Annotated in this window: 23 protein-coding genes; 9 read left to right on the top strand and 14 right to left on the bottom strand. The window is 71.4% G+C overall.

What is annotated here, in order from left to right; genetic code table 11:
* Nucleotides 1–38 precede the first annotated feature (38 nt).
* Nucleotides 39–686, top strand: coding sequence for a TetR family transcriptional regulator (locus ABTZ54_RS24925; protein ID WP_351666999.1), 648 nt, complete (start codon nucleotides 39–41; stop codon nucleotides 684–686).
* Between the two features lie 100 nt (nucleotides 687–786).
* Here ABTZ54_RS24925 and ABTZ54_RS24920 read toward each other — a convergent pair whose 3' ends face one another.
* Together ABTZ54_RS24920 and ABTZ54_RS24915 are read right to left on the bottom strand one after the other, a co-directional pair.
* On the bottom strand, nucleotides 787–1,272 hold the full coding sequence (locus ABTZ54_RS24920; protein ID WP_351666997.1) for a nitroreductase family deazaflavin-dependent oxidoreductase: 486 nt from the start codon (nucleotides 1,270–1,272) through the stop codon (nucleotides 787–789).
* Entirely contained in the window at nucleotides 1,273–2,472 is a 1,200-nt protein-coding gene (locus tag ABTZ54_RS24915) for an acyl-CoA dehydrogenase family protein (protein WP_351666995.1), read from the bottom strand.
* 132 nt (nucleotides 2,473–2,604) lie between these two features.
* Between ABTZ54_RS24915 and ABTZ54_RS24910 the strand changes: the two genes are divergently transcribed.
* The 5 genes from ABTZ54_RS24910 (at nucleotide 2,605) to ABTZ54_RS24890 (ending at nucleotide 12,728) form a co-directional block, all read left to right on the top strand.
* Entirely contained in the window at nucleotides 2,605–3,780 is a 1,176-nt protein-coding gene (locus ABTZ54_RS24910) for a thiolase C-terminal domain-containing protein (protein ID WP_351666993.1), read from the top strand.
* A gap of 126 nt (nucleotides 3,781–3,906) precedes the next feature.
* Nucleotides 3,907–5,163: an FAD-dependent monooxygenase gene (locus ABTZ54_RS24905; protein WP_351666991.1), complete on the top strand. Its 1,257-nt coding sequence runs from the start codon at nucleotides 3,907–3,909 to the stop codon at nucleotides 5,161–5,163.
* A gap of 148 nt (nucleotides 5,164–5,311) precedes the next feature.
* A complete protein-coding gene (locus ABTZ54_RS24900) occupies nucleotides 5,312–8,638 on the top strand; it encodes a FlgD immunoglobulin-like domain containing protein (RefSeq protein WP_351666989.1) in 3,327 nt (1,108 codons plus the stop codon).
* A 30-nt stretch (nucleotides 8,639–8,668) separates the two neighbouring features.
* Complete coding sequence (locus tag ABTZ54_RS24895; RefSeq protein WP_351666987.1) at nucleotides 8,669–12,022, top strand: hypothetical protein; 3,354 nt, start codon at nucleotides 8,669–8,671, stop codon at nucleotides 12,020–12,022.
* Nucleotides 12,023–12,062: 40 nt separating this feature from the next.
* Nucleotides 12,063–12,728 (top strand): pyridoxine/pyridoxamine 5'-phosphate oxidase, encoded by a 666-nt coding sequence (locus ABTZ54_RS24890; protein ID WP_351666985.1) that lies wholly within the window; start codon nucleotides 12,063–12,065, stop codon nucleotides 12,726–12,728.
* A 6-nt stretch (nucleotides 12,729–12,734) separates the two neighbouring features.
* On the opposite strand, the gene ABTZ54_RS24885 is transcribed toward ABTZ54_RS24890, so the two are convergent.
* From ABTZ54_RS24885 to ABTZ54_RS24870, 4 genes are all read right to left on the bottom strand, one after another.
* Nucleotides 12,735–14,606: an AMP-dependent synthetase/ligase gene (locus ABTZ54_RS24885; RefSeq protein ID WP_502997306.1), complete on the bottom strand. Its 1,872-nt coding sequence runs from the start codon at nucleotides 14,604–14,606 to the stop codon at nucleotides 12,735–12,737.
* A gap of 195 nt (nucleotides 14,607–14,801) precedes the next feature.
* Entirely contained in the window at nucleotides 14,802–15,593 is a 792-nt protein-coding gene (locus ABTZ54_RS24880) for an ABC transporter permease (RefSeq protein WP_351666983.1), read from the bottom strand.
* Between the two features lie 84 nt (nucleotides 15,594–15,677).
* The gene (locus tag ABTZ54_RS24875; RefSeq protein WP_351666981.1) at nucleotides 15,678–16,658 is read right to left on the bottom strand and encodes an ATP-binding cassette domain-containing protein; all 981 of its coding nucleotides are present in this window, start codon (nucleotides 16,656–16,658) and stop codon (nucleotides 15,678–15,680) included.
* A gap of 65 nt (nucleotides 16,659–16,723) precedes the next feature.
* On the bottom strand, nucleotides 16,724–17,395 hold the full coding sequence (locus ABTZ54_RS24870) for a DUF4097 family beta strand repeat-containing protein (protein WP_351666979.1): 672 nt from the start codon (nucleotides 17,393–17,395) through the stop codon (nucleotides 16,724–16,726).
* A gap of 278 nt (nucleotides 17,396–17,673) precedes the next feature.
* On the opposite strand from ABTZ54_RS24870, the gene ABTZ54_RS24865 reads away from it, so the two are divergent.
* The gene (locus ABTZ54_RS24865) at nucleotides 17,674–18,438 is read left to right on the top strand and encodes a helix-turn-helix domain-containing protein (RefSeq protein WP_351666977.1); all 765 of its coding nucleotides are present in this window, start codon (nucleotides 17,674–17,676) and stop codon (nucleotides 18,436–18,438) included.
* A gap of 104 nt (nucleotides 18,439–18,542) precedes the next feature.
* Here ABTZ54_RS24865 and ABTZ54_RS24860 read toward each other — a convergent pair whose 3' ends face one another.
* The 3 genes from ABTZ54_RS24860 to ABTZ54_RS24850 all read right to left on the bottom strand — a co-directional run bounded on the left by ABTZ54_RS24860 (nucleotide 18,543) and on the right by ABTZ54_RS24850 (nucleotide 21,162).
* Nucleotides 18,543–19,865, bottom strand: a complete 1,323-nt coding sequence (locus ABTZ54_RS24860) for a dicarboxylate/amino acid:cation symporter (protein WP_351666975.1) — start codon at nucleotides 19,863–19,865, stop codon at nucleotides 18,543–18,545.
* Nucleotides 19,866–20,233: 368 nt separating this feature from the next.
* Entirely contained in the window at nucleotides 20,234–20,500 is a 267-nt protein-coding gene (locus ABTZ54_RS24855) for a DUF4229 domain-containing protein (RefSeq protein ID WP_351666973.1), read from the bottom strand.
* A 95-nt stretch (nucleotides 20,501–20,595) separates the two neighbouring features.
* Nucleotides 20,596–21,162, bottom strand: a complete 567-nt coding sequence (locus ABTZ54_RS24850; protein WP_351666971.1) for a DoxX family protein — start codon at nucleotides 21,160–21,162, stop codon at nucleotides 20,596–20,598.
* A gap of 166 nt (nucleotides 21,163–21,328) precedes the next feature.
* On the opposite strand from ABTZ54_RS24850, the gene ABTZ54_RS24845 reads away from it, so the two are divergent.
* The gene (locus ABTZ54_RS24845) at nucleotides 21,329–21,862 is read left to right on the top strand and encodes a GNAT family N-acetyltransferase (protein ID WP_351666969.1); all 534 of its coding nucleotides are present in this window, start codon (nucleotides 21,329–21,331) and stop codon (nucleotides 21,860–21,862) included.
* 23 nt (nucleotides 21,863–21,885) lie between these two features.
* Here ABTZ54_RS24845 and mqnE read toward each other — a convergent pair whose 3' ends face one another.
* Together mqnE and ABTZ54_RS24835 are read right to left on the bottom strand one after the other, a co-directional pair.
* Nucleotides 21,886–23,049 (bottom strand): aminofutalosine synthase MqnE, encoded by a 1,164-nt coding sequence (gene mqnE / locus ABTZ54_RS24840; RefSeq protein ID WP_351666967.1) that lies wholly within the window; start codon nucleotides 23,047–23,049, stop codon nucleotides 21,886–21,888.
* Between the two features lie 64 nt (nucleotides 23,050–23,113).
* Nucleotides 23,114–23,569: an Lrp/AsnC family transcriptional regulator gene (locus tag ABTZ54_RS24835; RefSeq protein ID WP_132915199.1), complete on the bottom strand. Its 456-nt coding sequence runs from the start codon at nucleotides 23,567–23,569 to the stop codon at nucleotides 23,114–23,116.
* Nucleotides 23,570–23,680: 111 nt separating this feature from the next.
* On the opposite strand from ABTZ54_RS24835, the gene ABTZ54_RS24830 reads away from it, so the two are divergent.
* Nucleotides 23,681–23,818, top strand: coding sequence for a hypothetical protein (locus ABTZ54_RS24830; protein WP_351666964.1), 138 nt, complete (start codon nucleotides 23,681–23,683; stop codon nucleotides 23,816–23,818).
* Here ABTZ54_RS24830 and ABTZ54_RS24825 read toward each other — a convergent pair.
* The 3 genes from ABTZ54_RS24825 to ABTZ54_RS24815 are packed head-to-tail and all read right to left on the bottom strand — an operon-like array spanning nucleotide 23,815 to nucleotide 26,876.
* Nucleotides 23,815–24,492, bottom strand: coding sequence for a UbiX family flavin prenyltransferase (locus ABTZ54_RS24825; RefSeq protein ID WP_351667166.1), 678 nt, complete (start codon nucleotides 24,490–24,492; stop codon nucleotides 23,815–23,817). The genes ABTZ54_RS24830 and ABTZ54_RS24825 overlap by 4 nt on opposite strands.
* Nucleotides 24,493–24,525: 33 nt before the next feature.
* Nucleotides 24,526–25,428, bottom strand: coding sequence for a menaquinone biosynthesis prenyltransferase MqnP (mqnP, locus tag ABTZ54_RS24820; protein ID WP_351666962.1), 903 nt, complete (start codon nucleotides 25,426–25,428; stop codon nucleotides 24,526–24,528).
* A complete protein-coding gene (locus tag ABTZ54_RS24815) occupies nucleotides 25,425–26,876 on the bottom strand; it encodes a menaquinone biosynthesis decarboxylase (RefSeq protein WP_351666960.1) in 1,452 nt (483 codons plus the stop codon). Before ABTZ54_RS24815 ends, mqnP begins: the two co-directional genes overlap by 4 nt.
* Between the last annotated feature and the right edge of the window lie 68 nt (nucleotides 26,877–26,944).

Raw genomic sequence — 26,944 nt, 5'->3', positions numbered from 1 at the left:
CGAATCGCGCGCCGATCACCCCTCGGTAAGCTGACGGCATGACAGGACAAGTACGCACCGTCGACGGCCGCGTGGCCGGACGACGCGGCCAGGCGACGCGGCAGAAGCTGCTCGACTGCCTCGGCGAGATGCTCAGCTCCTCGCCCTACCGGGACGTCAAGGTCATCGACGTGGCCCGGAAGGCGGGTACTTCACCCGCGACGTTCTACCAGTACTTCCCTGACGTCGAGGGCGCCGTCCTCGAAATCGCGGAGGAAATGGCCAAGGAGGGCGCGGGGTTGACCGAACTGGTCTCCGGCCGCTCCTGGGTCGGCAAGGCAGGCTGGGCGACCTCCGAGGAACTCGTCGAGGGATTCCTGGACTTCTGGCGCCGGCACGACGCGATCCTGCGGGTGGTGGACCTCGGGGCCGCGGAGGGCGACAAGCGCTTCTACAAGATCCGCATGAAGATCCTGAACTCGGTCACCAACTCCCTGACGGACGCGGTGAAGGAGCTCCAGGCGAAGGGCAAGGTCGACAAGGACGTCAGCCCCGCGGCGATGGCGGGCTCCCTGGTGGCCATGCTGGCGGCGGTCGCCGGCCACCAGAAGGGCTTCCAGACCTGGGGCGTGAAGCAGGCCGAACTCAAGCCGAACCTGGCCCTGTTGGTCCACCTGGGCATCACGGGCAAGAAGCCGACGAAGTAGCCCCCGCGAGCCCTCGGGGCTCTCCTTCACCCGTCCTGTCGCGCCGGCGGCGGTCCGGAGTCCGTACCCGTACGGGCCCCGGACTGCCGCCGGCGTTCTTTCACCCCTGGGGCGGGGTCCTGGTCAGCCGGAAGAGCCGGATCTCGCGGTCGATCCGCGCCTGGTACGTCGCGTAGGGCGGCCAGAAGGCCAGCGCCGCCCGCCAGGCCTCGGCCCGCTCCTCCCCGGTGAGCAGCCGGGCCCGTACGGGGAAGCTGTCACCGCGCCAGCTGATCTCGGCGTCCGGGTGGGCGAGCAGGTTGGCGGTCCAGGCCGGATGCCCCGGGCGGCCGAAGTTGGAGCCGATCAGCAGCCAGGTGCCGGCCGCGGGCTCCGGCATGCAGGCCAGCGGGGTGACCCGCGGCTGCCCCGACTTCGCCCCCTTGGCGGTGAGGACCACGCCCGGCAGCATCTGGGCGCTCAGCATCACCTTGCCCCGGGTCAGCCGGTGCACGGTCCGGTCCATGGCGGGGATGAAGTGCGGGGCGACCTTCGCGAAGGCGCGGGTGGAGGAGACCTTCTGCATCACGCGCAGCCCGATCGGCATCTAGGCCACCTCTCCGAACAGTCCGCTGCGTTCGGCGGCGCGGGCGCGCAGCCGGTGGGCGGGGCCGAAGAGGAGCTCGTCGGCGGCCGCGCGCTTGAAGTACAGATGGGCGTCGTGCTCCCAGGTGATGCCGATGCCGCCGTGCAGCTGCACGGTCTCGGCGGCGGCGGCCCGCAGCGCGTCGAGGGCCTGGGCGAGGGCCAGCGCGCCGGCCTCCGGCTCGGCGTCGTCGAGGGCCGCGCAGAAGGTGAGCGAGCGGGCCGACTCGACCTGGACCAGGAGGTCGGCGAGACGGTGCTTGACCGCCTGGAAGGAGCCGACCGGCCGCCCGAACTGCTCGCGGGTGCCGACGTACTCGACGGTGCGGTCGAGGGCGGCGCGGGCGGCGCCGACCGCCTCGGCCGCGAGGGCGACGGCCGCCGTGCGCCCGGCGGCGGCGAGCGCGGCGAGGACCGCGCGCGGCTCCCCCGCCTCCTCGCCCAGCAGCTCGCCCGCCACGTCCCTCAGCTGGACGGTGGCCTGGGACCTGGTGATGTCGAGGGCGGGCTGCCGCGTCCGTACGAGCCCGGCCTCGGCCTCCTCCCCCCGGACCAGGAAGAGCAGGGTGCGGCTGCGCGGGAAGCCGCCGGCGTGCGCGGCGACCAGGAGCAGCCCGGCGCTGTGCCCGTCGAGGACATGGACCGCCTCTCCGTACAGCGACCAGCGCTCGCTCCCGGCGGGCCGGGTCGCCTGGACGCCGCCGGAGCGCCCGCCGCCGGCCCAGGGCTCGGCCGCGTTGTCCCCGGTGAGCCCGAGGGCGAGCGGCAGCGAGCCGCCGGGCACGGCGAGGGCGCAGGTCAGCGAGCCGTCGGCGATCCGGGGCAGCAGCTCGGCGCGCTGCCGCTCGGTGCCGAGGGCGGCGATCAGCGGGGCGACCAGGACGGCGGTGGCGAGCAGCGGGGACGGCGCGAGGGCGCGGCCGGTCTCCTCACAGGCGAGGGCGAGCTCGGCGGGACCGCAGCCGACTCCCCCGTACTCCTCGGGCAGGGCGATCCCGGGCAGGCCGAGGGTGCCGGCCATGGTGGCCCAGAGCCCGGTGTCGTACCCCTCGGGGGTGGTGACGGCGGCGCGGATCTCGGCCGGTCCTGCCCGCTTGGCGAGGAGTTCGCGCAGGGTCCTGCGGATCTCCTGCTGCTCCTCGGTGACGGCGGCGGTACGCATGGGGCTCCCCTCCGTAACTGACGGGGCGTCATATTAGATCGCCCGCCCCCAGAAACACAGCCCGCCGCACCCCCGAACGCACACCCGCCCAACGAGCATCGCGGGAGGCATATCTGATGTACCGTCAGATCCATGCCCACCACCTCAGGGGACCGCCGTCGCCGCGTCGCCGTCGTCGGCATATCCCTCTCCGACTGCGGCCGCGTCGACGAGGCCACCCCCTACGCCCTGCACGCCCAGGCCGCCCGCCGCGCCCTCGCGGACAGCGGGCTCGACCGCTCCGTCATCGACGGCCTCGCCTCGGCGGGCCTCGGCACCCTCGCCCCGGTGGAGGTCGCCGAATACCTGGGGCTGCGGCCCCGCTGGGTGGACTCGACCGCCGTCGGCGGCGCCACCTGGGAGGTCATGGCCGCGCACGCCGCCGACGCCATCGCGACCGGCCGCGCCAACGCGGTCCTGCTGGTCTACGGCTCCACCGCCCGCGCCGACATCAAGGCCCGGCGACGCACCTCCAACCTCTCCTTCGGCGCCCGCGGCCCCCTCCAGTTCGAGGTCCCGTACGGGCACACCCTGATCGCCAAGTACGCGATGGCCGCCCGCCGCCACATGCACGAGTACGGCACCACGCTGGAGCAGCTGGCCGAGGTCGCCGTCCAGGCCAGGGCCAACGCGGCGCTGAACCCGGAGGCGATGTTCCGGGACCCGGTCACGGTCGACGAGGTCCTCTCCGGCCCGATGATCGCCGACCCCTTCACCAAGCTGCACTGCTGCATCCGCAGCGACGGCGGCTGCGCGGTGCTGCTGGCCGCCGAGGAGTACGTACCGGACACGGCGAAGGCCCCGGTCTGGGTGCTCGGCACCGGCGAGTACGTCTCGCACACCACGATGTCGGAGTGGGAGGACTTCACGGTCTCCCCGGCGGCGGTCAGCGGCCGGCTGGCCTTCGAGCGGGCGGGCGTGACCCCCGCCGACATAGAACTCGCCGAGATCTATGACGCGTTCACCTACATGACCCTGGTGACCCTGGAGGACCTGGGCTTCTGCGCGAAGGGCGAGGGGGGCGCGTTCTTCCAGGACAAGGACCGGCGGGAACGACTGCCGGTCAACACCGACGGCGGCGGCCTCTCCGCCTGCCACCCGGGGATGCGGGGCCTGTTCCTCCTCGTCGAGGCGGTCCGCCAGCTCCGCGGCGAGGCCCCGGGCCTCCAGGTCCGCCGCCCGGACGGCTCCTTGCCGGAGCTGGCGGTGGCGTCGGGGACGGGGGGCTGGTTCTGCTCGTCGGGGACGGTGGTGCTGGGGCGGGGGTGAGGCACGCGCACCCACCCCGGGGAGAATCTATACAAGCGTCATAGACAGCCGTGTAGGACATCCGTATAGTCATGGCTGCGGGGCCGTTACGACCCGGCCCCGCACCCACCCACTGAGGAGTCCTCCATGCGCGCAGCCCGTACGGTCCTGATCTCCGGCGCCTCGATCGCCGGCCCCGCCCTCGCGCTCTGGCTGCACCGCTACGGCTTCGTCCCGACCGTCGTCGAGCGCGCCCCCGCGCTGCGCACCGGCGGCTACAAGGTCGACCTGCGCGGCTCGGCCATCGAGCTCTGCGAGCGGATGGGCGTCCTCGCCGAGGTCCGCGCGGCCTCCACGGACATGGCCGGCGGCTCGTACGTCGACGCGCGGGGCCGCACGGTGGGCGAGCTGCCCGCCGAGATCCTGGGCGGCCGGGCGGAGGGCGACGACGAGCTCATGCGCGGCGACCTCGCCGGGATCCTGTACGAGAAGACCCGGCAGGACGTCGAATACCTCTTCGGCGACTCCATCGCCTCCCTCCACGACGACGGCGAGGGCGTGGACGTCACCTTCGAGAGCGGCACCCGCCGCCGCTTCGATCTGGTGGTGGGCGCGGACGGGATGCACTCGCACACCCGGCGCCTGGTCTTCGGCGAGGAGAGCCGCTTCCGGGAGCACCTCGGCGCGTACGTCTCCATCTTCACCGCCCCGAACCGCCTGGACCTGGACCGCTGGGAGACCTACCACGCCCGCCCGGACAAGCTGATCTGCGTCTACAGCACCTCCGGCGAGGCCGCGGGCACCGCCAAGAACCTCTTCGTCTTCGCCACCCCCGCCGAACTCGCCTACGACCACCGCGACACCGCCGCCCAGAAGCGGCTGCTCGCGGACGCGTTCGCGGGCGACGACTGGGAGATCCCGCGCCTGATCGCGGACGCGGCGGACGCCGACGACTTCTACTTCGACGCCATCGCCACGATCCACCTGGACCGCTGGTCCCAGGGCCGCGTCGTCCTCCTCGGCGACGCCGCCCACTGCACCTCCCCCGCCTCCGGCCAGGGCACCGGCCTCGCCCTCACCGGCGCCTACGTCCTGGCCGGCGAACTCGCGGCGGCGGGCGGCGACCACGTGGTCGCCTTCACGGCGTACGAGACGCTGATGCGCCCCGGCGTGGAACTCAACCGGCGCCTCGCCCACAAGATGGCGAAGCAGATGACGGTCCCGTCCCGCTGGAAGATCGCCCTGCGCCTGTTCCTGCTGCGGACGCTCCCGAAGACCCCGTGGAAGAACCTGATCGCCCGCGCGATCCGCGAGGAGATCCAGGGGGCGGCGCGGGCGGTGCCGGTGAAGGAGTACGGGGGGTACGAGGTGGGCCGCGCGAGCGGCGCGGTCCAGGGCGTCTGAACCCGTTCGAAATCCCCTTCCGGTGCCGATGTGGCCCCTGTTACGATCACGCCTTCGGACGGGGCGCGCCTGAGGGGGCCGCGCGGAACACGCGCGAACGAAGGCCACCCGTCCGCTGCCTGATCAGGCTTTTCGGAGGGGATCTCTCTTGACCGCACCCGCCCGCGTCCGCATGCGCGGAACGCTCGCCGCCGCGACCGCCCTGGGCATCACGGCCGGGCTGGCCGCCGCGACCGCCCCGGTCGCCGTGGCCGCCGACATTCCCGTGGCCGCCGACGAGGTGGTGATCCCGGACCCGGGCCGCGCCATGCCCCGCGAGGAGTCCCTGGTCCAGGCCGGGGCCACCGGCTACGTCCACCGGCAGGAAGGGACGACGGGCCTCCTCTGGACGGACGCCGCCTCCGGCACCACCACTACGCTGCCCACCTCGGCCCAGGACGGCCACTCCGGCATCTACGCCACCACAGGCGGCGGCTCGGTCACCGTGACCGACATCGCGAAGCAGACCACGACCACCATCGCCGTCCCCGCGGGCCAGAGCTGGTCCGGGGTCTACAGCGCCGACGGCATCGTCACCCGCACCCCCCAGCCCGACGGCACGTCCGTAGCCCTCACCATGGTGCGCTCCGTGGACGGCGGCATCGTCGAAACCCCCGTGACCGGTGTCCCGGAGGGCACGGGCACACTGATCCGGATCGGCTCCGGCCAGGACAGCCGGGGCGCGATCCTCCGCGCCTCCTCCGGCGACCTGTTCTACCTCCACTACGCGACGGCCACCCTGGCCCCGCTCCCCACGGCCTTCAGGAGAGCCTCGACCCTTCGGCTCGCCCCGGACCACGTCCTGGCCTGGTCCACCGGCAGCGGCACGCTGTACACGGTCCCCCGCACGGACGCCTCCGCGACGCCCGAGACCACCGAGGTCCCGATCCCATCCGGCTTCGGCGGCAGGGTGGAGTTCTCGGTCCTGGGCTCCCGCGTGCTCTTCGTCCAGCCCTTCCAGCCCTACGACAAGCGCGGCGTACTCGCGCAGAAGCTCCAGACCGTACCCCTCGGCGGCGGCGCGACGACGGACCTGCTCCCGGCCGCGACCACCAAGTTCATCGTCGGCCCGGACGGCGGCATCCTGACCGTCGGTGGTTCCGACGCCTCCGACTGGGCGGTGCGCCGCATCACGCTCGGCGAGGACGGTGCTCCCCGTACGGCCACCGTGCAGGAGGTGCCGCGCGTCCCCGTGACGTACGGCGGCCTGACGCTCGGCGGCGGCCAGCTGAGCTACCTCGCGGACTCGATCCCGGGAAGCGTGCCCGCGCTGTTCGACGTCGACACGAGCGCGACCGGTGCGCCCTCGGCGTCCGCGCCGCGGCTGCGATACCGCCCGTTCGGCACCCCGAACGGCCTTCGGTCGCTCGGGGACGGCAACGCGGTCTACGGGCAGAAGAATTGGGTCGAGGCGCCCACACACGACTCGTTCCGCTATTCCGAACTGCCCGCCCCGAGCCAGGTCGTTGACGCGGCAGGCCGCTATGTCCTGGCGAAGAGCGGCGACATGACGTACGCCACCGACCTGGACATCGACAACTCCAACGAGTCCGAGCTCCGGCTCGCCCTCGCCAATTCCGCCGCCGCCCTGTGGGGCAGCCAGGTGTGGAAGCCCGCCCCGACGAAGGGCACGGTCAACGCCTACGACCTGGCGAAGAACACGACCTCGCCGGCGCTGAACATCGGCTCCGCGTGCGTCCCGTCCGAACTGCAGGCGGTCGGCCGCTGGCTGTACTGGGCGTGCGCGGCGGAGGCGAAGGCCGGGGTCTACGACCGGACGCTGAAGAAGAGCGTCGCCGTCCCGGTCGGCGAGTCGCTGCTCGGAGACGGCTTCGTCGTGCGCCGGGACAGCGCGGCGCAGAAGCTGCTCCTGACGAACGCCGCGACCGGCGTGACCACGGACTTCGCAACGGTCCCCGCCTGGACGGCCGCCGACGGGCGCGGGACCACCTGGACCGTCGACAAGTTCGGCGCGAACGTGGCCTTCACCGACGCCCAGCGGAACATCCGCGTCAAGCGCGTCCCGGTCGCCGCGCAGCCGCTCACCCTGCTCGACACGGGCCTCATCCAGTACGAGGGCGGCACCAGCAAGCTCCGCTGGCGCCTGTCCCGCTCGGTCGGCGCCTGGAGCGTCGAGATCAAGAACCCGGCCGGCAAGGTCGTCCGCACCTACCGCGGCACCGCCGGGAACGGCGCCGGTGTCGCCGTCGACTGGGACAGCCGCGACGACCTCGGCCGCGGTGTCGAGAACGGCCTGTACACGTACGTCCTGACCGCACAGCCCGCGGACGGCGTCGGAGCCTCCGCCCGCGGCACCGGCAACGTCTGGGCGTTCGACGTCGGCCTCACCACCCTCCCCGGCACCTACACCCCCGTCACCCCCGCCCGCCTCATGGACACCCGCTCCGGCCTCGGCGTCCCCAAGGCCAAGATCGGCGCCGGGAAGACCGTCTCCCTCAAGGCCACGGGCGCCGGCGGAGTCCCGGCCACGGGCGTGACGGCGGTGGTCCTGAACGTGACCGCGACCAACGCGACAGCGGGCAGCTTCGTCTCCGCCTACCCGTCGGGGACCCGGCGCGTCTACGCCTCGAACCTCAACTTCAAGGCAGGCCAGACCAGCGCCAACCTGGTCACCGTGCCCGTAGTCAACGGCCGGATCGACTTCTACAACCACTCCGGCTCGGTCGACCTGCTCGCCGACGTCGCGGGCTACTACACCGAGGGCACGGCGGGATCCCGCTACCAGCCCGTCACGCCGAAGCGCCTGATGGACACCCGCAACGGCACCGGCGTCGCCCAGGCCAAGCTGGCGGCGAACAGCACCGTCACCCTGCCCGTCACCGAGCCCGGCGCCACCGCCGTCGTGCTCAATGTGACGGCGACGAACCCGACGGCCACCAGCTTCGTGTCGGCCTACCCGTACGGGACCGCCCGCACGGCCGCGTCGAACCTCAACTTCACCGCGCGGCAGACCGTCCCGAACCTGGTCGTCGTGCCCGTCAAGGACGGCAAGGTCACCTTCTACAACCGCGCGGGCACCGTCGACCTCCTCGCCGACGTCGCCGGCTACTACAAGAAGGACACCGGCTCCGTCTTCACCGGCACACAGCCCCGCCGCCTCCTGGACACCCGCATCGGCACCGGCGTCGCCAAGGGCAAGGTCGGCGCGGGCAAGACCGTCAGCCTCGACGTCGACCCGAAGTACACGGCCGTCGTCCTCAACGTGACGGCGACCAACCCGACCGCGACCGGCTTCGTCTCCGTCTACCCGTACGGCACCGCCCGTACCGCCGCCTCGAACCTCAACTTCGTCGCCGGCCAGACCGTCCCGAACCTCGTCGTCGTCCCCGTCAAGGACGGCAAGGTCACCTTCTACAACCACTCCGGCACCGTCGACCTCCTCGCCGACATGGCCGGCTACTACACCGGCGGCTGACACCAGCCCTCTCCAGAAGGAGGCACACCCTTGCAGCACCCCGCACGACTGCGCACCCGCAAGGCGCTCGCCGTCGCCACCACCCTCGGCATCGCGGCCGGCCTGACCGCGACCGCCACGGGCCCGGCCTCGGCGGCGCCGACCGCCACCACCACCGCCGCGGACGAGGTCGTCGTCCCGGACCCCGGACGCTTCAAGCCGCGCGCCGACGAGCTCCTCCAGGTCGGTACCACCGGCTACCTGCACCGGCAGGAGGGGACGAAGGGCACGCTCTGGACGGACACGGCCACGGGCGCGACGAAGACCGTGGCGTACGCCGACAACGACGTGAGCCACTCCGGGCTCCGCGCCGTCGCGGTCGAGGGCGGCGTGACCATCACGGACATCGCCACGGGCGGAACGACCCTGATCCCCGTCCGCTCCGGCCTCGTCCCGTCCGACATGTTCACCGCCGACACCGTGGTGGCCGTTCCCAGAGTGGACGATATCGCCACCACGCTCTCGCTGTTCTCGGTTGAGAACGGCGCACCGGTCGAGCGGTCGGTGACCGGGATACCCGCCGACGGCATCGATCCGTACCCGCTCGCCCAGGACTCCCGGGGCGCGATCATGCCGGGCCAGACGTCGGCCTACTACCTCGACTACGCGACCGCCACGCTCACCGAGCTGGGGGGGTCCGACGTTCCAAGTGCCAACTTCCGGCTCTCCGCAGGGCACATCCTGCGCTGGGGCTGGGGGGAGGGCACCGTGTACACGACGCCCCGCGCGACCCCCTCGGCCGAGCCCGTGACCACGCAGGTCGTGGCCCCCGCAGAGGGCCGGGTGTCCATGGACTTCGCCGTGATCGGGGACTGGGTCGTCGCCAGCCGCGACGCGTCGTACGAAAGGGAGCCCTACATCCTCGGCGAGAAGCTCCTGGCGGTCCCCCTCGGCGGCGGCACCGCCAGGGACCTGCTGCCGGGTGCCGAGGCCACGCTCGGCGTCGCCCCCGACGGAAGCGTCCTCACGGTCGGCGGCAGCAGCTCCACCGACTGGGCCGTGCGCCGCGTCGCCCTCGGCGAGGACGGCTCCCTCGCGCTGAGCACCGTACGCACGGTGCCCGAGGTCCCCGCGACGTACGCCGGCCTGGCGCTCGGCGCCGGGCGGCTGAGCTACCTCAGCAACTCCTGGGGAGGGAGCCACCCGGGGCTCTACGACGTCGACACCGACCTGACGGGCACGCCCTCCGCGAGCAAGGCCACACTGCGGCACCGCATGTTCGGGATGGTGACGTCCGGCCCCAGCGGCCTCCAGTCGCTCGGCGACGGCGACTCGGTCCTCACCGACCGGCGCACCGGCCCACTCATATCGCCCTTCAGCACCTCCGGCTTCCGGAAGGCCACCCCGACCGGGCCGCCCACGATCGCGGACGCCGCCGGCCGCTACGTCATCACCACGGACGGCACCCGGCGCGAGGTCCTGAACCTCGACAACAACGACCACCAGGGCCGCGAACTCACCGTCGACGGGGCCGCCGCCGTGTGGGCCGGCAAGGTCTGGAAGAACGCCGCCGTCTCCGGCCAGGTCAACTCCTACGACCTCGTCACCAGGACCACCTCCTCCCCCGTCGCCCTCGGCTCCGGCTGCAAGCCGTCCGAGCTCCAGGCCGTCGGCCGGTGGCTCTACTGGGCCTGCGCGCCCGCGGGGAAGGCCGGCGTCTACGACCTCACGCTGAAGAAGAACGTGCCGGTCCCGACCGGCGAGGCCCTCCTCGGCGACGGCTACCTGGTCCGGCACGTGGGGGCCGAGCTCCAGCTCACCGACGCCGCCACCGGCACCACGTCGGCCTTCGCCGAACTGCCGGCGGCCTCCTCCGGAACCGGTCGCGGCACCACGTGGACCGTGGACAAGTTCGGCGGCGGCGTCGCGTTCATCGACGCCGCCAACGACATCCACGTCAAGCGGGTCGACCTGGCCCGCCAGGACCTGGCCCCGCTCGACCGGACCGTCCCGGAAGGGGACTTCAAGGGCCTCGGCGCCGAGCCGTCGGAGGGTCCCTGGTCCCCCGTCTGGCGCTTCTCGCGGCCCGTGGGCTCCTGGGAGCTGCGGATCGCCAAGGGCAACGGCGAGGGCGTCCGCACCTTCACGGGAACGAGCGGCACCGGCGCCTCCATCCGCGTGAAGTGGGACGGGAAGGACAGCCTCGGCCGCGGCATCGAGTCCGGCCAGTACCGCTGGGAGCTGACCGCCCGTCCGCTGGACGGAGTCGGCCGCTCGTACGGCGCGTACGGGGCGTTCAACGTCACCGGGACCTCCCTCACCACCCTCCCGGGCACCTACACCCCCGTCACCCCCGCCCGCCTCATGGACACCCGCTCCGGCCTCGGCGTCCCCAAGGCCAAGGTCGGTCCCGGCGGGACGGTCGTCCTGAAGGTGGCCGGGAAGGCCGGAGTGCCCGCCGAGGGGCTCAGCGCGGTGGTCCTGAACGTGACCGCGACCAACGCCACCGCGGGCAGCTTCGTCTCCGCCTACCCGCACGACACCCGACGCACCTCCGCCTCCAACCTCAACTTCAAGGCCGGCCAGACCAGCGCCAACCTGGTCACCGTGCCCGTCGTCGACGGCTGGGTGGAGTTCTACAACCGCGCCGGCTCGGTCGACCTGCTCGCCGACGTCGCGGGCTACTACACCGAGGGCACCGGCGGCTCGCTCTACCAGCCCGTCGCGCCCAAGCGCCTGATGGACACCCGTAACGGCACCGGCGTCGCCAAGGCCAAGGTCGCCGCCAACAGCACCGTCACCCTGCCCGTCACCGAGCCCGGCGCCACGGCCGTCGTCATGAACGTCACCGCGACGAACCCGACCGCGACCAGCTTCGTCTCCGCCTACCCGTACGGGACGCCCCGCACCTCCGCGTCGAACCTCAACTTCACCGCGCGGCAGACCGTCCCGAACCTGGTCGTCGTGCCCGTCAAGGACGGCAAGGTCACCTTCTACAACCGCGCGGGCACCGTCGACCTCCTCGCCGACGTCGCCGGCTACTTCAAGAAGGACACCGGCTCCGTCTTCACCGGCATGCAGCCCAAGCGGCTCATGGACACGCGTGACGGCACCGGCGTCGCCTGGGGCAAGGTCGGCGCGGGCAAGACCGTCACCCTGACGGTCGGGACGAAGTACTCCGCCGTCGTCCTCAACGTGACCGCGACCAACCCGACCGCGACCGGCTTCGTCTCGGTCTACCCGTACGGGACGCCCCGCACGGCCGCCTCGAACCTCAACTTCGTCGCGGGCCAGACGGTCCCGAACCTGGTCGTCGTCCCCGTCAAGGACGGCAAGGTCACCTTCTACAACCACTCCGGCACCGTCGACCTCATCGCCGACATGGCCGGCTACTACACCGGCTGATCCGGACCCGACACCCCCGCGGGGCCTCATGATGGGCGACATGACTACGAGCCAGTCGCCCTTCATCGAGGCCCTTCGGTCGTCCCGGGTCTGGGACACCGCGCTGCCCGCCTTCGACCCCGCCGCCGCGCCCGCCGAACCGCTGTCCCTCTTCCACGACTGGTTCGTCTCCGCCGTGGCGGCCAAGGCGGTGGAGCCGCACACCATGGCGCTCGCCACCGTGGACGCGGACGGGCGGCCGGACGCGCGGATCGTGATGCTGCACGACGCCGACGCGCGCGGCTGGCACTTCGCCTCGCACGCGGGCAGTGCCAAGGGCCGGCAGCTCGCCGCCCGGGCCGAGGCGGCGCTCACCTTCTACTGGCCGGTCCAGGGGCGCCAGGTGCGGGTGCGGGGGCGGGTGTCCACCGGGACGCCCGAGGAGGCGTACGCCGATCTGCACGCGCGTACGCCCGGCGCACTCGCCTCCGCGCTCGTGGGGCATCAGAGCGAGGTGCTCGCATCGGCGGAGGTGCTCGCCGGGGCCAGTGCCGACGCCTGGGAGCGGGCGTCGCGGGAGCCGGAGGCCGACGTGCCGAGCTGGACGCTGTACGTGGTCGAGCCGGACGAGGTGGAGTTCTTCCAGGGCGACGAGCGGCGGCGGCACGTCCGGCTGCGGTATCGGCGGGAGCAGGGCCTGTGGGTGCGTGAGCTGCTGTGGCCCTAGCCTGGCTCAGCCCCCGTACATCTCGTCGATCTCCCGCCCGAAGTCCCGCAGCACCGCCCGCCGTCTGAGTTTCAGGGACGGGGTCAGGTGCCCGGCGGCCTCCGTCCACTCGCGCGTCAGGATGCGGAAGGCGCGGATCGACTCGGCCCGTGACACCAGCCGGTTGGCCTCGTCGACGGCGCGCTGGACGAGGGCGATCAGCTCCTCGTCGCGGGCCAGCTCCCACAGGGCGAGGTGGTCCTTGCGCCGCATGCGCCGCCAGTGGAGCAGCCCCTCGTGGTCGAGGGTGATCAGGGCGGTGATGTACGGGCGGTCGTCGCCCAGGACCATGCACTGGGCGATCAGCGGGTGGGCGCGCAGCCAGTCCTCCAGCGGGGCGGGGGCGACGTTCTTGCCCGCCGAGGTGACGATGATGTCCTTCTTGCGGCCGGTGATGCGCAGATGGCCCTCGCCGTCGAGGGCGCCCAGGTCGCCGGTGGGGAACCAGCCCTCGTCGGTGTACGGCAGGGCGACCCCGCGCTGCGCGTCCCAGTAACCGGCGAAGACATGCCCGCCCTTGAGCCAGATCTCGCCGTCGTCGGCGATCCGCACGGCCGTGCCGGGCAGCGGGCGGCCCACGGTGCCGGGGCGCGGTCCGCCGAGCGGGGTGACGGTGGCGGCTGCGGTCGTCTCCGTCAGGCCGTACCCCTCGTAGACCTCGATGCCCGCACCGGCGAAGAACTCGGCGAGCCGGGTGCCGAGCGCCGAGCCGCCGGAGATGACGTGCCGGACACGGCCGCCGAGCGCGGCCCGGATGCGCCGGTACACGAGCGGCTCGTAGAGGGCGTGCGCGGCGCGCAGTCCGAGTGAGGGGCGCGCCTCGCGGCCGTGGCGTTCGGCGACCCGCGCGGCGCGGTCGAAGGAGGCGGCGCGGCCGGCGCGTTCGGCGGTGGCGCGGGCGGTGTGGAAGACCTTCTCCAGGACGTACGGGATGGCGAGGAGGAAGGTCGGCCGGAAGGCGGCCAGGTCGGCGAGGAGTTCGTCGCTCTCCACGGACGGGGTGTGCCCGACCTTCACGCGGGCGCGGACGCAGCCGATGGCGACCATGCGGCCGAAGACGTGGGAGAGCGGGAGGAAGAGGAGGGTGGAGGCGGGTTCGTCGGTGAGCGCCTTGAAGACGGGGTGGAGCAGGCCGACGGCGTTGTCGACCTCGGTGAGGAAGTTGCCGTGGGTGAGCGCGCAGCCCTTGGGGCGGCCGGTGGTGCCGGAGGTGTAGACGAGGGTGGCGAGGGTCTCCGGGGTGAGCAGCCCGCGGCGGGCGGTGACGGCCTCGTCGGGCACGTGCGCCCCGGCCTTGCGCAACTGGTCGACGGCACCGGTGTCGAGCACCCAGAGCTGTCCGAGCGACGGTAGTTGGCGCCGCTCGGCGGAGACCAGGCGCGCCTGGGCCGGGTCCTCGACGACGCAGGCGGCGGCGCCGGAGTCCTGGAGGATCCAGCGGATCTGGTACGCGGAGGAGGTGGGGTAGACCGGGACGGTGATGAGCCCGGCGGCCCAGGCAGCGAAGTCGATGAGGGTCCACTCGTACCGGGTACGGGCCATCAGGGCGAGCCGGTCGCCGGGCCGCAGCCCCTGGGCGATGAGCCCCTTGGCGACGGAGTGCACCTCGGCCGCGAAGGTCGCGGCGGTGACGTCGGTCCAGCCGCCGTCGGGCCGCTTGCGGGCGAAGAGGACGGCCGCGGGTTCCTCCCGTGCGGTGGTGTACGGCAGGTCGGCGAGCGAGCCGCGCCGTACGGGCGGGACGAGCGCGGGCACGGACGCCTCGCGTACGGTCCCGTCGACGCGGACCAGTGAGGGCGGCGGTGCCGTGCGGAGGGTCTGCGGCTCGGGGACGGGCACGTGCGGCTCCTCGGGGCGTCGAGAACCGGACAGTAACCTTACTTCCGAGTAAATCTAGGGCGTGGCAAGGGATTTGGACAGATCCGCGCGCGTATCGAAGGACCCCGGAACGCCGAAGGGGCGGCGCGCTCCGGCGTGTTGCCGGGGTACGCCGCCCTTGGGCGGTACGAGAGGAGTGGCGTCACGCGGCGGCGCCTACCGGGGGTCCTGGTTGAACTTCGACGTCGACCAGAAGTAGCCGAGGACCGCGAGGCCCACGCACCAGGCGACCGCCAGCCAGCCGTTGTGGCCGATCTCGGTGCCGAGCAGCAGACCGCGCAGGGTCTCGATGGCCGGGGTGAAGGGCTGGTACTCGGCGATCGGGCGGAACCAGCCGGGCATCGAGTCGACCGGGGTGAACGCGCTGGACAGCAGCGGCAGCAGGATCAGCGGCATCGCGTTGTTGCTGGCCGCCTCGGCGTTCGGGCTGACCAGGCCCATGCCGACCGCGATCCAGGTGAGCGCCAGCGAGAAGAGCACCAGCAGACCGAAGGCGGCCAGCCACTCCAGGGCGGTGGCGTCCACGGACCGGAAGCCGATGGCGACGCCGACCGCGCCGACCAGGACCACGCTCGCGACCGACTGGAGCACGCTGCCGACGACGTGTCCGACCAGCACCGACGGGCGGTGGATCGCCATGGTGCGGAAGCGGGCGATGATGCCCTCGGTCATGTCGTTGGAGACGGAGACCGCCGTCCCGATCGTGGTGCTGCCGATGGTCATCAGGAGCAGGCCCGGGACGATGTACGCGATGTACGCGGAGCGGTCCGGGACGCCGCCGCCGATGCCCGCGCTCATGGTGTCGCCGAAGATGTAGACGAACAGCAGCAGGAGCATGATCGGGGTGAGCAGCAGGTTCAGCGTCAGCGACGGGTAGCGGCGCGCGTGGAGCAGGTTGCGGCGCAGCATCGTGGCCGAGTCGCGTACAGCGAGGGAGAGGGAGCTCATCGTTCGTCCTCCTTGGACGGGGCGGGGCGGGCGGGGCGGGCGGGGCGGGCTGGGCGGGCTGAAGGGCTGTCGGGGCGGGGCTGTTCAGGCGGAGCGGTCAGCCGGGGCGGCCGGGGCGGACTGGCCCGGCACCGCCGCGCCCGGGCCGGTCAGGGCGAAGAACACGTCGTCCAGGTCCGGCGTGTGGACGGTCAGTTCGGCCGCCTCGACACCGGCCGCGTCCAGCCGGTCGAGCAGGACCCGCAGGGCGCGCTGGCTGCCGTCGCTGGGCACCTGGAGGCCGAGCGACTCCTCGTCCCGGATGGCCCCGTCCAGGGCGAGGGCCGCGGCCCGGTAGCCGGCCGGGTCGGTGAAGCGGAGCCGGACGTGCCCGCCGGGGATCAGCCGCTTCAGCTCCTCGGCGGTGCCCTCGGCCGCGATCCGGCCGTCGTTGAGGACGGCGATGCGGTCGGCGAGCTGGTCGGCCTCCTCCAGGTACTGGGTGGTGAGGAAGACGGTCACGCCGTCGGAGACCAGACCGCGGATGATCTGCCACATGTTGTGCCGGGAGCGCGGGTCGAGACCCGTGGTCGGCTCGTCGAGGAAGATGATCCGCGGGTCGCCGACCAGCGTCATCGCGATGTCGAGCCGCCGCTTCATGCCGCCGGAGTAGGTCGAGGCGGGCTTCTTCGCGGCCTCGACGAGGTCGAAGCGCTCAAGGAGCTCGGCCGCGACCCGTCGGCCCTCGCGCTTGGAGAGGTGGTGGAGGTCGGCCATCAGGAGCATGTTCTCCTCGCCGGTGATCAGGCCGTCGACGGCGGAGAACTGCCCGGTGACGCCGATCGAGGCGCGCACCTTCTGCGGGGCGGCCGCCAGGTCGTGGCCGCCGATCCGGATGGCGCCGGTGCCCGCGTCGGCGGAGATCAGGGTGGAGAGGATCTTCACGGCGGTGGTCTTGCCGGCCCCGTTCGGGCCGAGCAGGGAGAAGACGGTGCCTTCGGGGACGGCCAGGTCGACGCCGTCGAGGACGACCTTGTCTCCGTAGGACTTGCGCAGCCCGTGCGCCGCGATGGCCAGGTTGCTCATGGGAAGTGCTCCTTCTGCTTCGGATACGAGTTCGGGGTCGAGGTCGGGGTCGGGATCGGGCGGATTCAGATGCTGCGGGCGGTGATGTCGCCGTACGCGGTGGTGGCGTGGATGTTCAGCTCGGCCGCGGCGCCCTGGGAGTTCCGCAGCGCGTTCTCGACGCGGCCGTAGCTCGTACCGGCGACGAGGGTGGCGGAGACCCCCGAGGCGGCGCCGATCTCGATGTCGCCCTTCTCGGTGCGCAGTTCGACCGCGCCGCGGACGGCCTCGGCGACCTTGACGGTGCCCTGCTTGGTGCGGAGTTCGGCCGGGCCGGTCAGGCGGTCGATCGTGATGTCGCCGTCCTGGACCGCGATACGGGCGCTCGCGGCCTCGTCCAGCGTCACCGGGCCCTGCGCGGTCTCCAGGACCACGTCGCCGAGGCGCCCGGTGCCCCGCAGTTCGCCGGCGGCGACCACGGCCTCCACGCGGGAGCCGACCGGGAGCTGGACCGTGACCTCGACCTCTCCGGAGGTGCCGAGGACCTTGTGCTCCGCCTCGGGGGCGGCGATCCGCAGCACACCGTCGGCGAAGGCGACCTCGACCCGCTCGGCGGCCTTGGCGTCCCGGCCCTTGGCGGCGTTCGCGGGGCGGACCTCGACGGTGGCGTCCGCGCGGTCGGCGGCGATGAACTCGACGCGCCCGGCGGGGATGTCGAGGACGGCGGTGATGGGGGCGGTGGTGGCGAAGTTCCGCATGTCGTTCTCCTGTGACTCGGTGGGGGCTCTGCCGTGGCTTCCGCCCCCCGTCGGCGTTTCCGACATTGGAAAAGCTACGTTGCATTCGAGATCTCATCAACACCTTCGTTGCGCACAAACAGCATTCATGCAGGTCAGCACAGTGAAATCGTTGCAACGGGGATGGATTTAACGCAACGTCAGCCCCTCGTCGCGTTGCAATGAATGAGGAGTGAACGCTATGCTGAGGGCGTCAGGAAGTACGAAGAGGCACCAAGAGGGACAAAGAGGAGACCGCGATGCCGGGAGGCAGACTCACCCAGCAGGAACGTCAGCAGATCGCGCTGGGCCTGGGCGACGGCCTCGCCTACGCGGAGATCGCCCGGCGCCTGGACCGCCCGACCTCCACCATCACGCGCGAGGTCATGCGCAACGGCGGCCCCACCTCCTACCGCGCCGACCTCGCCCAGCGCGCCACCGAGCGCCGCACCCACCAGCGCCGGCCGGCCGCGCCGCGGGGGCGGGGGACGGTCGCGCAGACCCCGGGGCGCGACCCCGAGGCCGTACGGGAGTACGAGGAGACGTTCACGACCCTCCTCATGGCGCAGGGCCTGCCGAAGATGATGGCCCGGGTGCTGATGGCCCTCTACACGAGCGACGCGGGCAGCCTCACCGCGTCCGAACTCGCCCAGCACCTCCAGGTCAGCCCGGCGTCCGTCTCCAAGGCCATCACGTTCCTGGACGCCCAGGGCCTGGTCCGCCGGGAGCGCGACGAGCGCCGCCGCGAGCGCTACACCGCCGACAACGACGTCTGGTACCACGGCACGATCGCCGGCGCGAAGGCCAACCTCGCGCTCGCCGAGACCGCCCGGCAGGGCATCGGCATCCTCGGCCCGGACACCCCGGCGGCCGCGCGCCTGGAGACCATCGCCCGTTTCGTCGACTTCATCGGCGAGAGCCTGATGCGCGCCGCCGAACAGGCCCGCGACATCCTCTACTCGCAGCCCGGCACGGGCCCGGCGGCACCGGACGCCGAGCCGGAGCCGGACCCGAAGGACGGGTGACCGGCCCGCCGCCGGAGAAGCCTCCGGAAACACCCCCGGAAACGCCGTGAGGCCCGTACCCCCAGTGGGGGGCACGGGCCTCACGTACACCGTCCACCGTGGCGTCAGGCGGCGACCGCCACCTTGGGCTCGGGCGCGTCCACCAGCTCGTCGACCGGGGAGGCCGAGGCCGAGTTGTACGCGGCGAGGTCGAGGATCTTCTCGCGGGAGGACACGAGCACCGGGACCAGGGCCTGGCCGGCGACGTTCGTGGCCGTGCGCATCATGTCGAGGATCGGGTCGATGGCCATCAGGAGGCCGACGCCCTCCAGCGGGAGGCCGAGGGTGGAGAGGGTCAGGGTCAGCATGACCGTGGCGCCGGTGAGGCCGGCGGTGGCCGCCGAGCCGATGACCGAGACGAACGCGATCAGCAGGTACTCCTTGACGCCCAGCTGCACGTCGAAGATCTGCGCGATGAAGATCGCGGCGAGCGCCGGGTAGATCGCGGCGCAGCCGTCCATCTTCGTCGTGGCGCCGAACGGCACGGAGAAGGAGGCGTACTCCTTCGGGACGCCGAGGCGCTCGGTGACGCGCTGGGTGACCGGCATGGTGCCGACCGAGGAGCGGGAGACGAAGGCCAGCTGGATGGCGGGCCAGGCGCCCTTGTAGAACTGCAGCGGGTTCAGCTTGGCGACGGTCGCGAGGAGCAGCGGGTAGACGCCGAACAGGACCAGGGCGCAGCCGATGTAGACGTCGGCGGTGAAGGTGGCGTACTTGCCGATCAGGTCCCAGCCGTAGTTCACGATGGCCTTGCCGATGAGGCCGGCGGTGCCGATCGGGGCGAGCCGGATGACCCACCACAGGGCCTTCTGGAGCAGCTCCAGGATCGACTCCGAGAGGGAGAGGATCGGCTGGGCCTTCTCGCCCAGCTTCAGGGCGGCGATGCCGGCGACGGCGGCCATGAAGACGATCTGGAGGACGTTCAGCTCGGTGAAGGGCGTGATGACGTCCGTCGGGATGATGCCGGTGAGGAAGTCGATCCAGCTGCCCTGGTGCTCGGGCAGCTTGCCGTCCTTCGGCGTGAGGCCGGTGCCCGCGCCGGGGTTGGTCAGCAGACCGATCGCGAGGCCGATGCCGACCGCGATCAGCGAGGTGATCATGAACCAGATGAGCGTCTGGGCGGCCAGCCGGGCCGCGTTGTTCACCTTGCGGAGGTTGGTGATCGACACCAGGATCGCGAAGAAGACCAGCGGGGCGACGGCCAGCTTGAGCAGCTGGACGAAGATGCCGCCGACCTGGGTCAGCGTCTCCTTCAGCCAGCCGATGTCCTGACTGCGGGCGAGCCAGCCGAGCAGGACACCGATGACGAGACCGGCGACGATCTGGGCCCAGAACGGGACCTTGGGTATGCGGGACTTCGCCACGGGCGCGGACGAGGACGCGGACACAGACACACTCCAGCGGTGCGTATCGGGAAATACGGGGACGGGGGTGCGGCACACCGCGCTCGACGCGCGGACCGCTGCATGATGCCGGGATCGGACCTAGCGGCAACAGACCGCGGACATACAGCGGCACAGATCGACATGCAGGCGCGCCACGAGCGGGGTGCTCGCGGCATGCGGGAGGCGCACTGCTGTCTTCATGTCGAATACGTTAACACTTGAACTTTGAGATCCTCAAAGGGCTTCTTTGAGGTAAGCCCCGCCAAAAACCTTGGAAACACAGAAAACCCCAGGCAGGAGCCTTGAAAGCTCCCACCCGGGGCATCGATGTGAGGTACCTTACGCGGCCTTTACGCGGCGCCGCGCATCGCTCAGACAGCGTCCTCCGCCGACCGGTTGGCGTCCAGGCGGCCCTTGGCGCGGTCGACGCGCTCGACGATCTGGGCGCTCATCGTGTCGCGCTCCTTGCGCAGCAGGACGAAGCTGAGCGGGGCGGAGACGACGACGGAGAGCAGCAGGACCCAGAGCAGGTTGGAGTCGCCGAGGCCGCGCGGCAGGATGCCCGCGTAGACCAGGCCCCAGAGCGCGAGGAAGCTGCCGGCGAAGATGCCGAGGCGCATCAGGGTGTAGCGGAGCATGTCTGTTCCCTCCCATACCGGACGAGCGTCCCTCCAGTGAAGCACGGGGAGGGACGCTCGTCGGGACCGGGGTCGTGGCGCGGTGCGGGGGACGGTCAGATCAGCCAGCGGTGCTCGCGGACCAGGCGCATTTCGGCCCAGCGGCCGCCGAGGCCGTAGTAGCGGCCCGCGCCGGTCGCGGCGGTGATGAGCAGCACCAGGGCGATCATCCAGTGGCTGTCCATGAAGGGGTTGCTGTCGGGCCAGAGGGTGACGAGCCACATGAAGCCCATCATCAGCGTTCCGGAGACGGCGGCGATCCGCATGCCGATGCCGAGGATCATCGCGAGGCCGACGCCGAGCAGGCCGAGCATGAAGAGGGTGTCCAGCCACCAGGTGCCCGCGACCGAGTCGAACATGTGGGCGAAGGGACCCTTGGTGCCGTGCAGCAGGAAGCCCTCGGTGGGGTGTCCGCCGTTGATCCAGGCGCCGGCCGACGGGGTGGCCTTGCCGAGGCCGAAGGTCTTGTCGAGGAACGGCCACAGGAAGAAGAAGCCGACGAGGACGCGGCTGACGGCGAGCAGGGCGCGGGTGGGGCCCGAGCGGACGAGGACGTCGTCCTGGCTGCCGGGCCGGTCGGCGGTGCTGCGGAGGGTGTGACGTTCCGGCGTGTGGACGGCCATGGCGACAGCCTTCTTCCCTGGTCGGGAGCCCGGGATCGGAGCTCGTGAATACATTCACAAGCTACGCCCGTCCCTTATGCCGTACCGACGGGCGAAGGTCCCGAACCGGACGTCCGAAGGTCGGAAATCCTTGAGCGCTCTACCAAGTAATGAATAGGATCAGCCGATGACCCTTACCTTTGAGCTGGATCCGCCCATCGACCCCGCCCTGCGCGACGGCCTGCTCGGCCTCTGGGCGGACGTGTCCAACGCGGGCGGCGCCGTCGGCTTCGTACCGCCCGTGACGCGCGAGGAGGTCCGGCCCGCGCTCCTCACCCACCTCGTGGGGATGGCGCAGGGCACGACCCGGCTGCTCGTCGGCCGGGACGAGCGGGGCGAGGTCGCCGCCACCGCCTTCTTCACGTACAACAGCCACCCCCTGATGACGCACTGGGTGTGGCTGTACACGGTGATGGTGCACCCCCGGCACCAGGGCAAGGGGTACGGGCGCGAGCTCATGGCCGCGGTCGAGCACGCCGCGCGGACCGCCGAGGGCTTCGAGGGCGTCGAGGCCGTCCGGCTCACCTGCCGGGGCGGCACCGGCCTCGACACCTTCTACGCGCGGGCCGGCTACAAGGAGGTCGGCCGCGTCCCGGCCGCCATCCGGGTGGCCCCGGGCGACGACCGCGACGACATCGTGATGCTGCTGCCGCTGACCTAGCGGACCGCTGACCTGGTGGACCGTCAGAAACGCATGAGCTGCGGGGTCTCGCGCCGCTCCGCGTCCGGACCCGGGTACTCGCGGATGATCTCGTAGCGCGTGTTGCGCTCCACCGGACGGAAACCGGCGTCCCGGATGAGCTCCAGGAGGTCCTCGCGGCCCAGCTTGTTCGGGGTGCCGTAGTTGTCCGCGTCGTGGGTGATCTTGTACTCGACGACCGAGCCGTCCATGTCGTCCGCGCCGTGCTGGAGCGCAAGCTGCGCGGTCTGGACGCCGTGCATCACCCAGAAGACCTTGACGTGCGGGACGTTGTCGAAGAGCAGCCGGGAGACCGCGAAGGTCTTCAGGGCCTCGGCGCCCGTCGCCATCGTCGTCCGCGCCTGGAGCTTGTTGCGGACCTTGCCGTCCTTCATGTCCACGAAGTCGTGCTGGTACCGCAGCGGGATGAAGACCTGGAAGCCGCCGGTCTCGTCCTGGAGCTCACGCAGCCGCAGCACATGGTCCACGCGGTGGCGCGGCTCCTCGATGTGCCCGTACAGCATCGTGGCCGGGGTCTTCAGGCCCTTCTCGTGCGCGAGCCGGTGGATCCGGGACCAGTCCTCCCAGTGGGTCCTGTGGTCCACGATGTGCTGCCGGACCTCCCAGTCGAAGATCTCGGCGCCGCCGCCGGTCAGGGACTCCAGACCGGCCTCGATCAGCTCGTCGAGGATCTCGGAGGCCGACAGGCCCGAGATGGTCTCGAAGTGGTGGATCTCGGTGGCGGTGAAGGCCTTGAGCGAGACGTTCGGCAGCGCCTTCTTCAGCTCGGAGAGCGAGCGCGGGTAGTAGCGCCAGGGCAGGCTGGGGTGCAGCCCGTTGACGATGTGCAGCTCGGTGAGGTTCTCGTTCTCCATCGCCTTCGCGAGGCGCACGGCCTCCTCGATGCGCATGGTGTACGCGTCCTTCTCGCCCGGCTTGCGCTGGAAGGAGCAGTAGGCGCAGGAGGCGGTGCACACGTTCGTCATGTTCAGATGACGGTTCACGTTGAAGTGCACCACGTCGCCGTTCTTGCGGGTCCTGACCTCGTGGGCCAGCCCGCCGAGCCAGGCGAGGTCGTCCGATCCGTACAGGGCGATGCCGTCCTCACGGCTCAGCCGCTCGCCGGCGAGGACCTTCTGCTCCAGCTCCCGCTTGAGCCCCGCGTCCATACGGATGCCTCCTTGTTGCTCCGAAACCAGGCTCTCTCAGAAACCAGGCCTGCCCACCGTATCCTCAGCCCTCCTCAGGCAGATCTCCGACCCGGTTCTCCCACTTCGTGGAGAGCACGATCGTCGTACGGGTCCGCGACACCCCCTTCGTCCCGCTCAGCCGCCGGATCGTCTTCTCCAGGCCGTCCACGTCGTCGGAGCGGACCTTGAGCATGAAGGAGTCGTCGCCGGCGATGAACCAGCAGTCCTCGATCTCGGCCAGGTCCTTCAGCCGACGGGCCACGTCCTCGTGGTCGGCGGCGTCGGACAGCGAGATGCCGATCAGCGCGGTGACACCGAGGCCGAGCGAGGCGGCGTCGACGGTGGCGCGGTAGCCGGTGATGACTCCCGCGGCCTCAAGACGGTTGATGCGGTCGGTGACGGAGGGGCCGGAGAGCCCGACGAGCCGGCCGAGCTCGGCGTACGAGGCCCTGCCGTTCTCGCGCAGAGCCTGGATGAGCTGCCTGTCCACGGCGTCCATAGGTATGAAGCCTTCCATTGTCCAGCGATACCGCGAGTTTAGGTATAGAATCTAAGGTACACAGGGGCGACACCCTGTGAATCTTTCGGCAGATCAAAGACGATCTTTGGAGTGGTGATCACCGTGTACACGATCGAGATGGCCTACGCCCGTATGCGCGAGCTGCAGGAGATGGCCAACCGCTCGCGTGCCCACCAGCCGAACCCCGCCTCGAAGCGCGCCGCGAAGAAGCGCGCCAAGAAGGCCTAACCAGCGGACGGGAGCGCGCCACCCAGCTCTCCCTCCCAACGGCGGTACAGCCGGTGCGGCACCCCTGCCGCGTCGAGCACCCGCCCGGCGACGAAGTCCACCAGATCCTGGATGTGCGTCGCCCCCGCGTAGAACGCCGGAGAGGCGGGCAGCACCACTGCGCCCGCCTCGTCCAGCGTCACCATGTGCTTGAGGGTCTGTCCGTTCAGCGGGGTCTCCCGCACCGCGACGACCAGCGGCCGCCGCTCCTTGAGCGTCACGCTCGCGACCCGCTGGAGCAGGTCCTTCGAGAGCCCGAGCGCGACCCCCGCCACCGCGGCCGTCGACGCCGGCACGATCAGCATCCCCTTCACGGCGTACGAGCCGGAGGACGGCCCGGCGGCCAGATCCCCGGCCGCCCAGTACCGCACGTCGTCCAGGCCCTCCGGCACCCCGAAGGTGTCGGGCTTCCCGTCGGCGCCCCGCGCCAGCCACGTCGCCAGGTCCTCGCGCCAGTGCGCGTCCCGGAAGGCGATCCCCGTCTCGTCGAGCAGCGTCAGCCGCGAGGCCCGCGACACGACGAGGTCGACGCTCTCCCCGGCCGCGAGCAGCCCCCGCAGCACGGCGGCTGCGTACGGCGTCCCGGACGCTCCCGACACTCCGACGACCCACGGACGACGCTGCTGCTTGTTCACCTGCTGCTCCACGCCGACGAGCCTAGCCGTCCCCTACAGGGACAGCCCGCGCACCAGCAGGTCGAGCAGCGCGCAGAGGAACAGCACGATCCCGATGAAGCCGTTGACGGTGAAGAAGGCCCGGTTCAGCCGGGACAGGTCGTGCGGCTTCACGATCGAGTGCTCGTAGCAGAAGGCCACCGCCACGATCACCAGACCGGCCCAGAAGAACGCGCCCGCGTCCGTCGCCAGCGCGTACCAGACCAGCAGGCCCGTGGTCACCACGGCGGAGGCGCGGGCGCCCCACAGGGCGGCCGGGATGCCGAAGCGGGCCGGGACCGACATCACGCCGTGGGCGCGGTCCGCCTGCACGTCCTGGCAGGCGAAGATCAGGTCGAAGCCGCCGATCCAGATGCCGACCGCGAGGCCCAGGATCACCGCGTCCCAGGACCACTCGCCGCTGACCGCGAGCCAGGCCCCGATGGGGCCGATCGCCTGGGCGAGGCCCAGGATGGCGTGCGGGAAGTTGGTGAACCGCTTGCCGTACGGATAGATCACCATCGGGATCACGGCGAGCGGCGCGAGCGCCAGGCAGAGCGGGTTGAGCAGGGCCGCGGCGCCCAGGAAGACGACGACCGCGACTCCGGCTCCGGTCCACGCCGAGCGCACCGAGACCGCGCCGGTGACCAGCTCGCGGTGGGCGGTGCGCGGGTTACGGGCGTCGATCTCGCGGTCGATGATCCGGTTGCACGCCATGGCGAAGGTGCGCAGCCCGACCATGCAGACGGTCACCAGGAACAGGGTCCACCAGTGGATCTGCCGGTCCAGCTGGTACATCGCGGTCAGGGCGGCGATGTACGCGAAGGGCAGCGCGAAGACCGAGTGCTCGATCATCACCAGGCGCAGGAAGGCTTTCGTCCGGCCCGGCTGGGCGCCGGGCACCGCGGCCGTGGTCACAGCCCGTACTCCTTCCAGCGGCGGTCCACCAGGGCCGCCGTCGCCGGGTCCGACTCGACCATGTCGGGCCAGCCGCCGTCGCGGGTGTAGCCCTCCTCGGGCAGCTTCTTCGTCGCGTCGATGCCCGCCTTGCCGCCCCAGAACTGCTGGTAGGAGGCGTGGTCCAGGTGGTCCACCGGGCCCTCGACGACGGTCAGGTCACGGGCGTAGTCCGTGTTCCCGAGCGCCCGCCAGGACACCTCGTGCAGGTCGTGCACGTCGCAGTCCTTGTCGACCACGATGATCAGCTTGGTCAGCGACATCATGTGCGCGCCCCAGATGGCGTGCATGACCTTCTGCGCGTGCTTCGGGTACTTCTTGTCGATCGAGACGATCGCGCAGTTGTGGAAGCCGCCCGACTCCGGCAGGTGGTAGTCGACGATGTCCGGCACGATGATCTTGAGGAGCGGCAGGAAGAAACGCTCCGTCGCCCGGCCCAGCGGACCGTCCTCGGTCGGCGGGCGGCCGACCACGATCGACTGGAGCAGCGGACGCTTCCGCATCGTCACGCAGTCGATCGTCAGCGCGGGGAACGGTTCCTGCGGCGTGTAGAAGCCGGTGTGGTCGCCGAACGGGCCCTCGGGCAGCGTCTCGCCCGGCTCCAGCCAGCCCTCGATCACGACCTCCGCCTGCGCGGGGACCTGGAGCGGGACGGTCTTGCAGTCGACCATCTCGATCCGCTTGCCCTGCACGAAGCCCGCGAAGAGGTACTCGTCGATGTCACCCGGCAGCGGCGCCGTCGAGGCGTACGTGACGGCCGGCGGGCAGCCGAAGGCGATGGCGACCGGCAGCCGCTCGCCGCGCGCGGCGGCGACCGCGTAGTGGTTGCGGCTGTCCTTGTGGATCTGCCAGTGCATGCCGATGGTGCGCTTGTCGTGCCGCTGGAGGCGGTAGAGGCCGAGGTTGCGGACGCCGGTCTCGGGGTGCTTGGTGTGGGTGAGGCCCAGGTTGAAGAAGGAGCCGCCGTCCTTGGGCCAGGTGAACAGCGCCGGCAGCAGGTCGAGGTCGACGTCGTCGCCGGTCAGGACCACCTCCTGGACGGGGGCGTCCTTCACCTTCTTCGGCGGCACGTGGACCATCGAGCCCAGCTTCCCGAAGGCCTCGCGGACCCCGACGAAGCCGTGCGGGAGCTCGGGCTTGAGCAGCCCGCCGATCTTCTCGGAGATCTCCTCGTACGACTTGAGGCCGAGCGCCTTGAGGAGCCGGCGGTCCGTCCCGAAGACGTTCATCGCGAGCGGCATGGCGGAGCCCTTCACGTTCTCGAAGAGCAGCGCCGGGCCTCCCGCCTTGTTCACGCGGTCGACGATCTCCCCGACCTCCAGGTACGGGTCGACTTCGGCCTTGATGCGCTTGAGGTCGCCTTCGCGCTCCAGGGCCCTGAGCAGCGAGCGGAGATCGTCGTAAGCCATACGGGCAAGTATCGGTCACCGGTTAGGCTGGACTCGTCACCGGGGCCGTCGAAACGCGCTCCCGCCGC

This window comes from Streptomyces sp. NPDC094032 (assembly GCF_040303965.1).
In the GTDB taxonomy this organism is placed as follows: domain Bacteria; phylum Actinomycetota; class Actinomycetes; order Streptomycetales; family Streptomycetaceae; genus Streptomyces.
Note: the sequence above shows the minus strand (reverse complement) of the source record. Positions and strands in the feature narration are given on the sequence as shown.

Excerpts from the sequence above, each read along its gene's own strand:
- ABTZ54_RS24925 (WP_351666999.1), top strand. The coding sequence starts at position 39 with ATGACAGGACAAGTACGCACCGTCGACGGCCGCGTGGCCGGACGACGC.
- ABTZ54_RS24920 (WP_351666997.1), bottom strand. The coding sequence starts at position 1,272 with ATGCCGATCGGGCTGCGCGTGATGCAGAAGGTCTCCTCCACCCGCGCC.
- ABTZ54_RS24915 (WP_351666995.1), bottom strand. The coding sequence starts at position 2,472 with ATGCGTACCGCCGCCGTCACCGAGGAGCAGCAGGAGATCCGCAGGACC.
- ABTZ54_RS24910 (WP_351666993.1), top strand. The coding sequence starts at position 2,605 with ATGCCCACCACCTCAGGGGACCGCCGTCGCCGCGTCGCCGTCGTCGGC.
- ABTZ54_RS24905 (WP_351666991.1), top strand. The coding sequence starts at position 3,907 with ATGCGCGCAGCCCGTACGGTCCTGATCTCCGGCGCCTCGATCGCCGGC.
- ABTZ54_RS24890 (WP_351666985.1), top strand. The coding sequence starts at position 12,063 with ATGACTACGAGCCAGTCGCCCTTCATCGAGGCCCTTCGGTCGTCCCGG.
- ABTZ54_RS24880 (WP_351666983.1), bottom strand. The coding sequence starts at position 15,593 with ATGAGCTCCCTCTCCCTCGCTGTACGCGACTCGGCCACGATGCTGCGC.
- ABTZ54_RS24875 (WP_351666981.1), bottom strand. The coding sequence starts at position 16,658 with ATGAGCAACCTGGCCATCGCGGCGCACGGGCTGCGCAAGTCCTACGGA.
- ABTZ54_RS24870 (WP_351666979.1), bottom strand. The coding sequence starts at position 17,395 with ATGCGGAACTTCGCCACCACCGCCCCCATCACCGCCGTCCTCGACATC.
- ABTZ54_RS24865 (WP_351666977.1), top strand. The coding sequence starts at position 17,674 with ATGCCGGGAGGCAGACTCACCCAGCAGGAACGTCAGCAGATCGCGCTG.
- ABTZ54_RS24855 (WP_351666973.1), bottom strand. The coding sequence starts at position 20,500 with ATGCTCCGCTACACCCTGATGCGCCTCGGCATCTTCGCCGGCAGCTTC.
- ABTZ54_RS24850 (WP_351666971.1), bottom strand. The coding sequence starts at position 21,162 with ATGGCCGTCCACACGCCGGAACGTCACACCCTCCGCAGCACCGCCGAC.
- ABTZ54_RS24845 (WP_351666969.1), top strand. The coding sequence starts at position 21,329 with ATGACCCTTACCTTTGAGCTGGATCCGCCCATCGACCCCGCCCTGCGC.
- mqnE (WP_351666967.1), bottom strand. The coding sequence starts at position 23,049 with ATGGACGCGGGGCTCAAGCGGGAGCTGGAGCAGAAGGTCCTCGCCGGC.
- ABTZ54_RS24835 (WP_132915199.1), bottom strand. The coding sequence starts at position 23,569 with ATGGACGCCGTGGACAGGCAGCTCATCCAGGCTCTGCGCGAGAACGGC.
- ABTZ54_RS24815 (WP_351666960.1), bottom strand. The coding sequence starts at position 26,876 with ATGGCTTACGACGATCTCCGCTCGCTGCTCAGGGCCCTGGAGCGCGAA.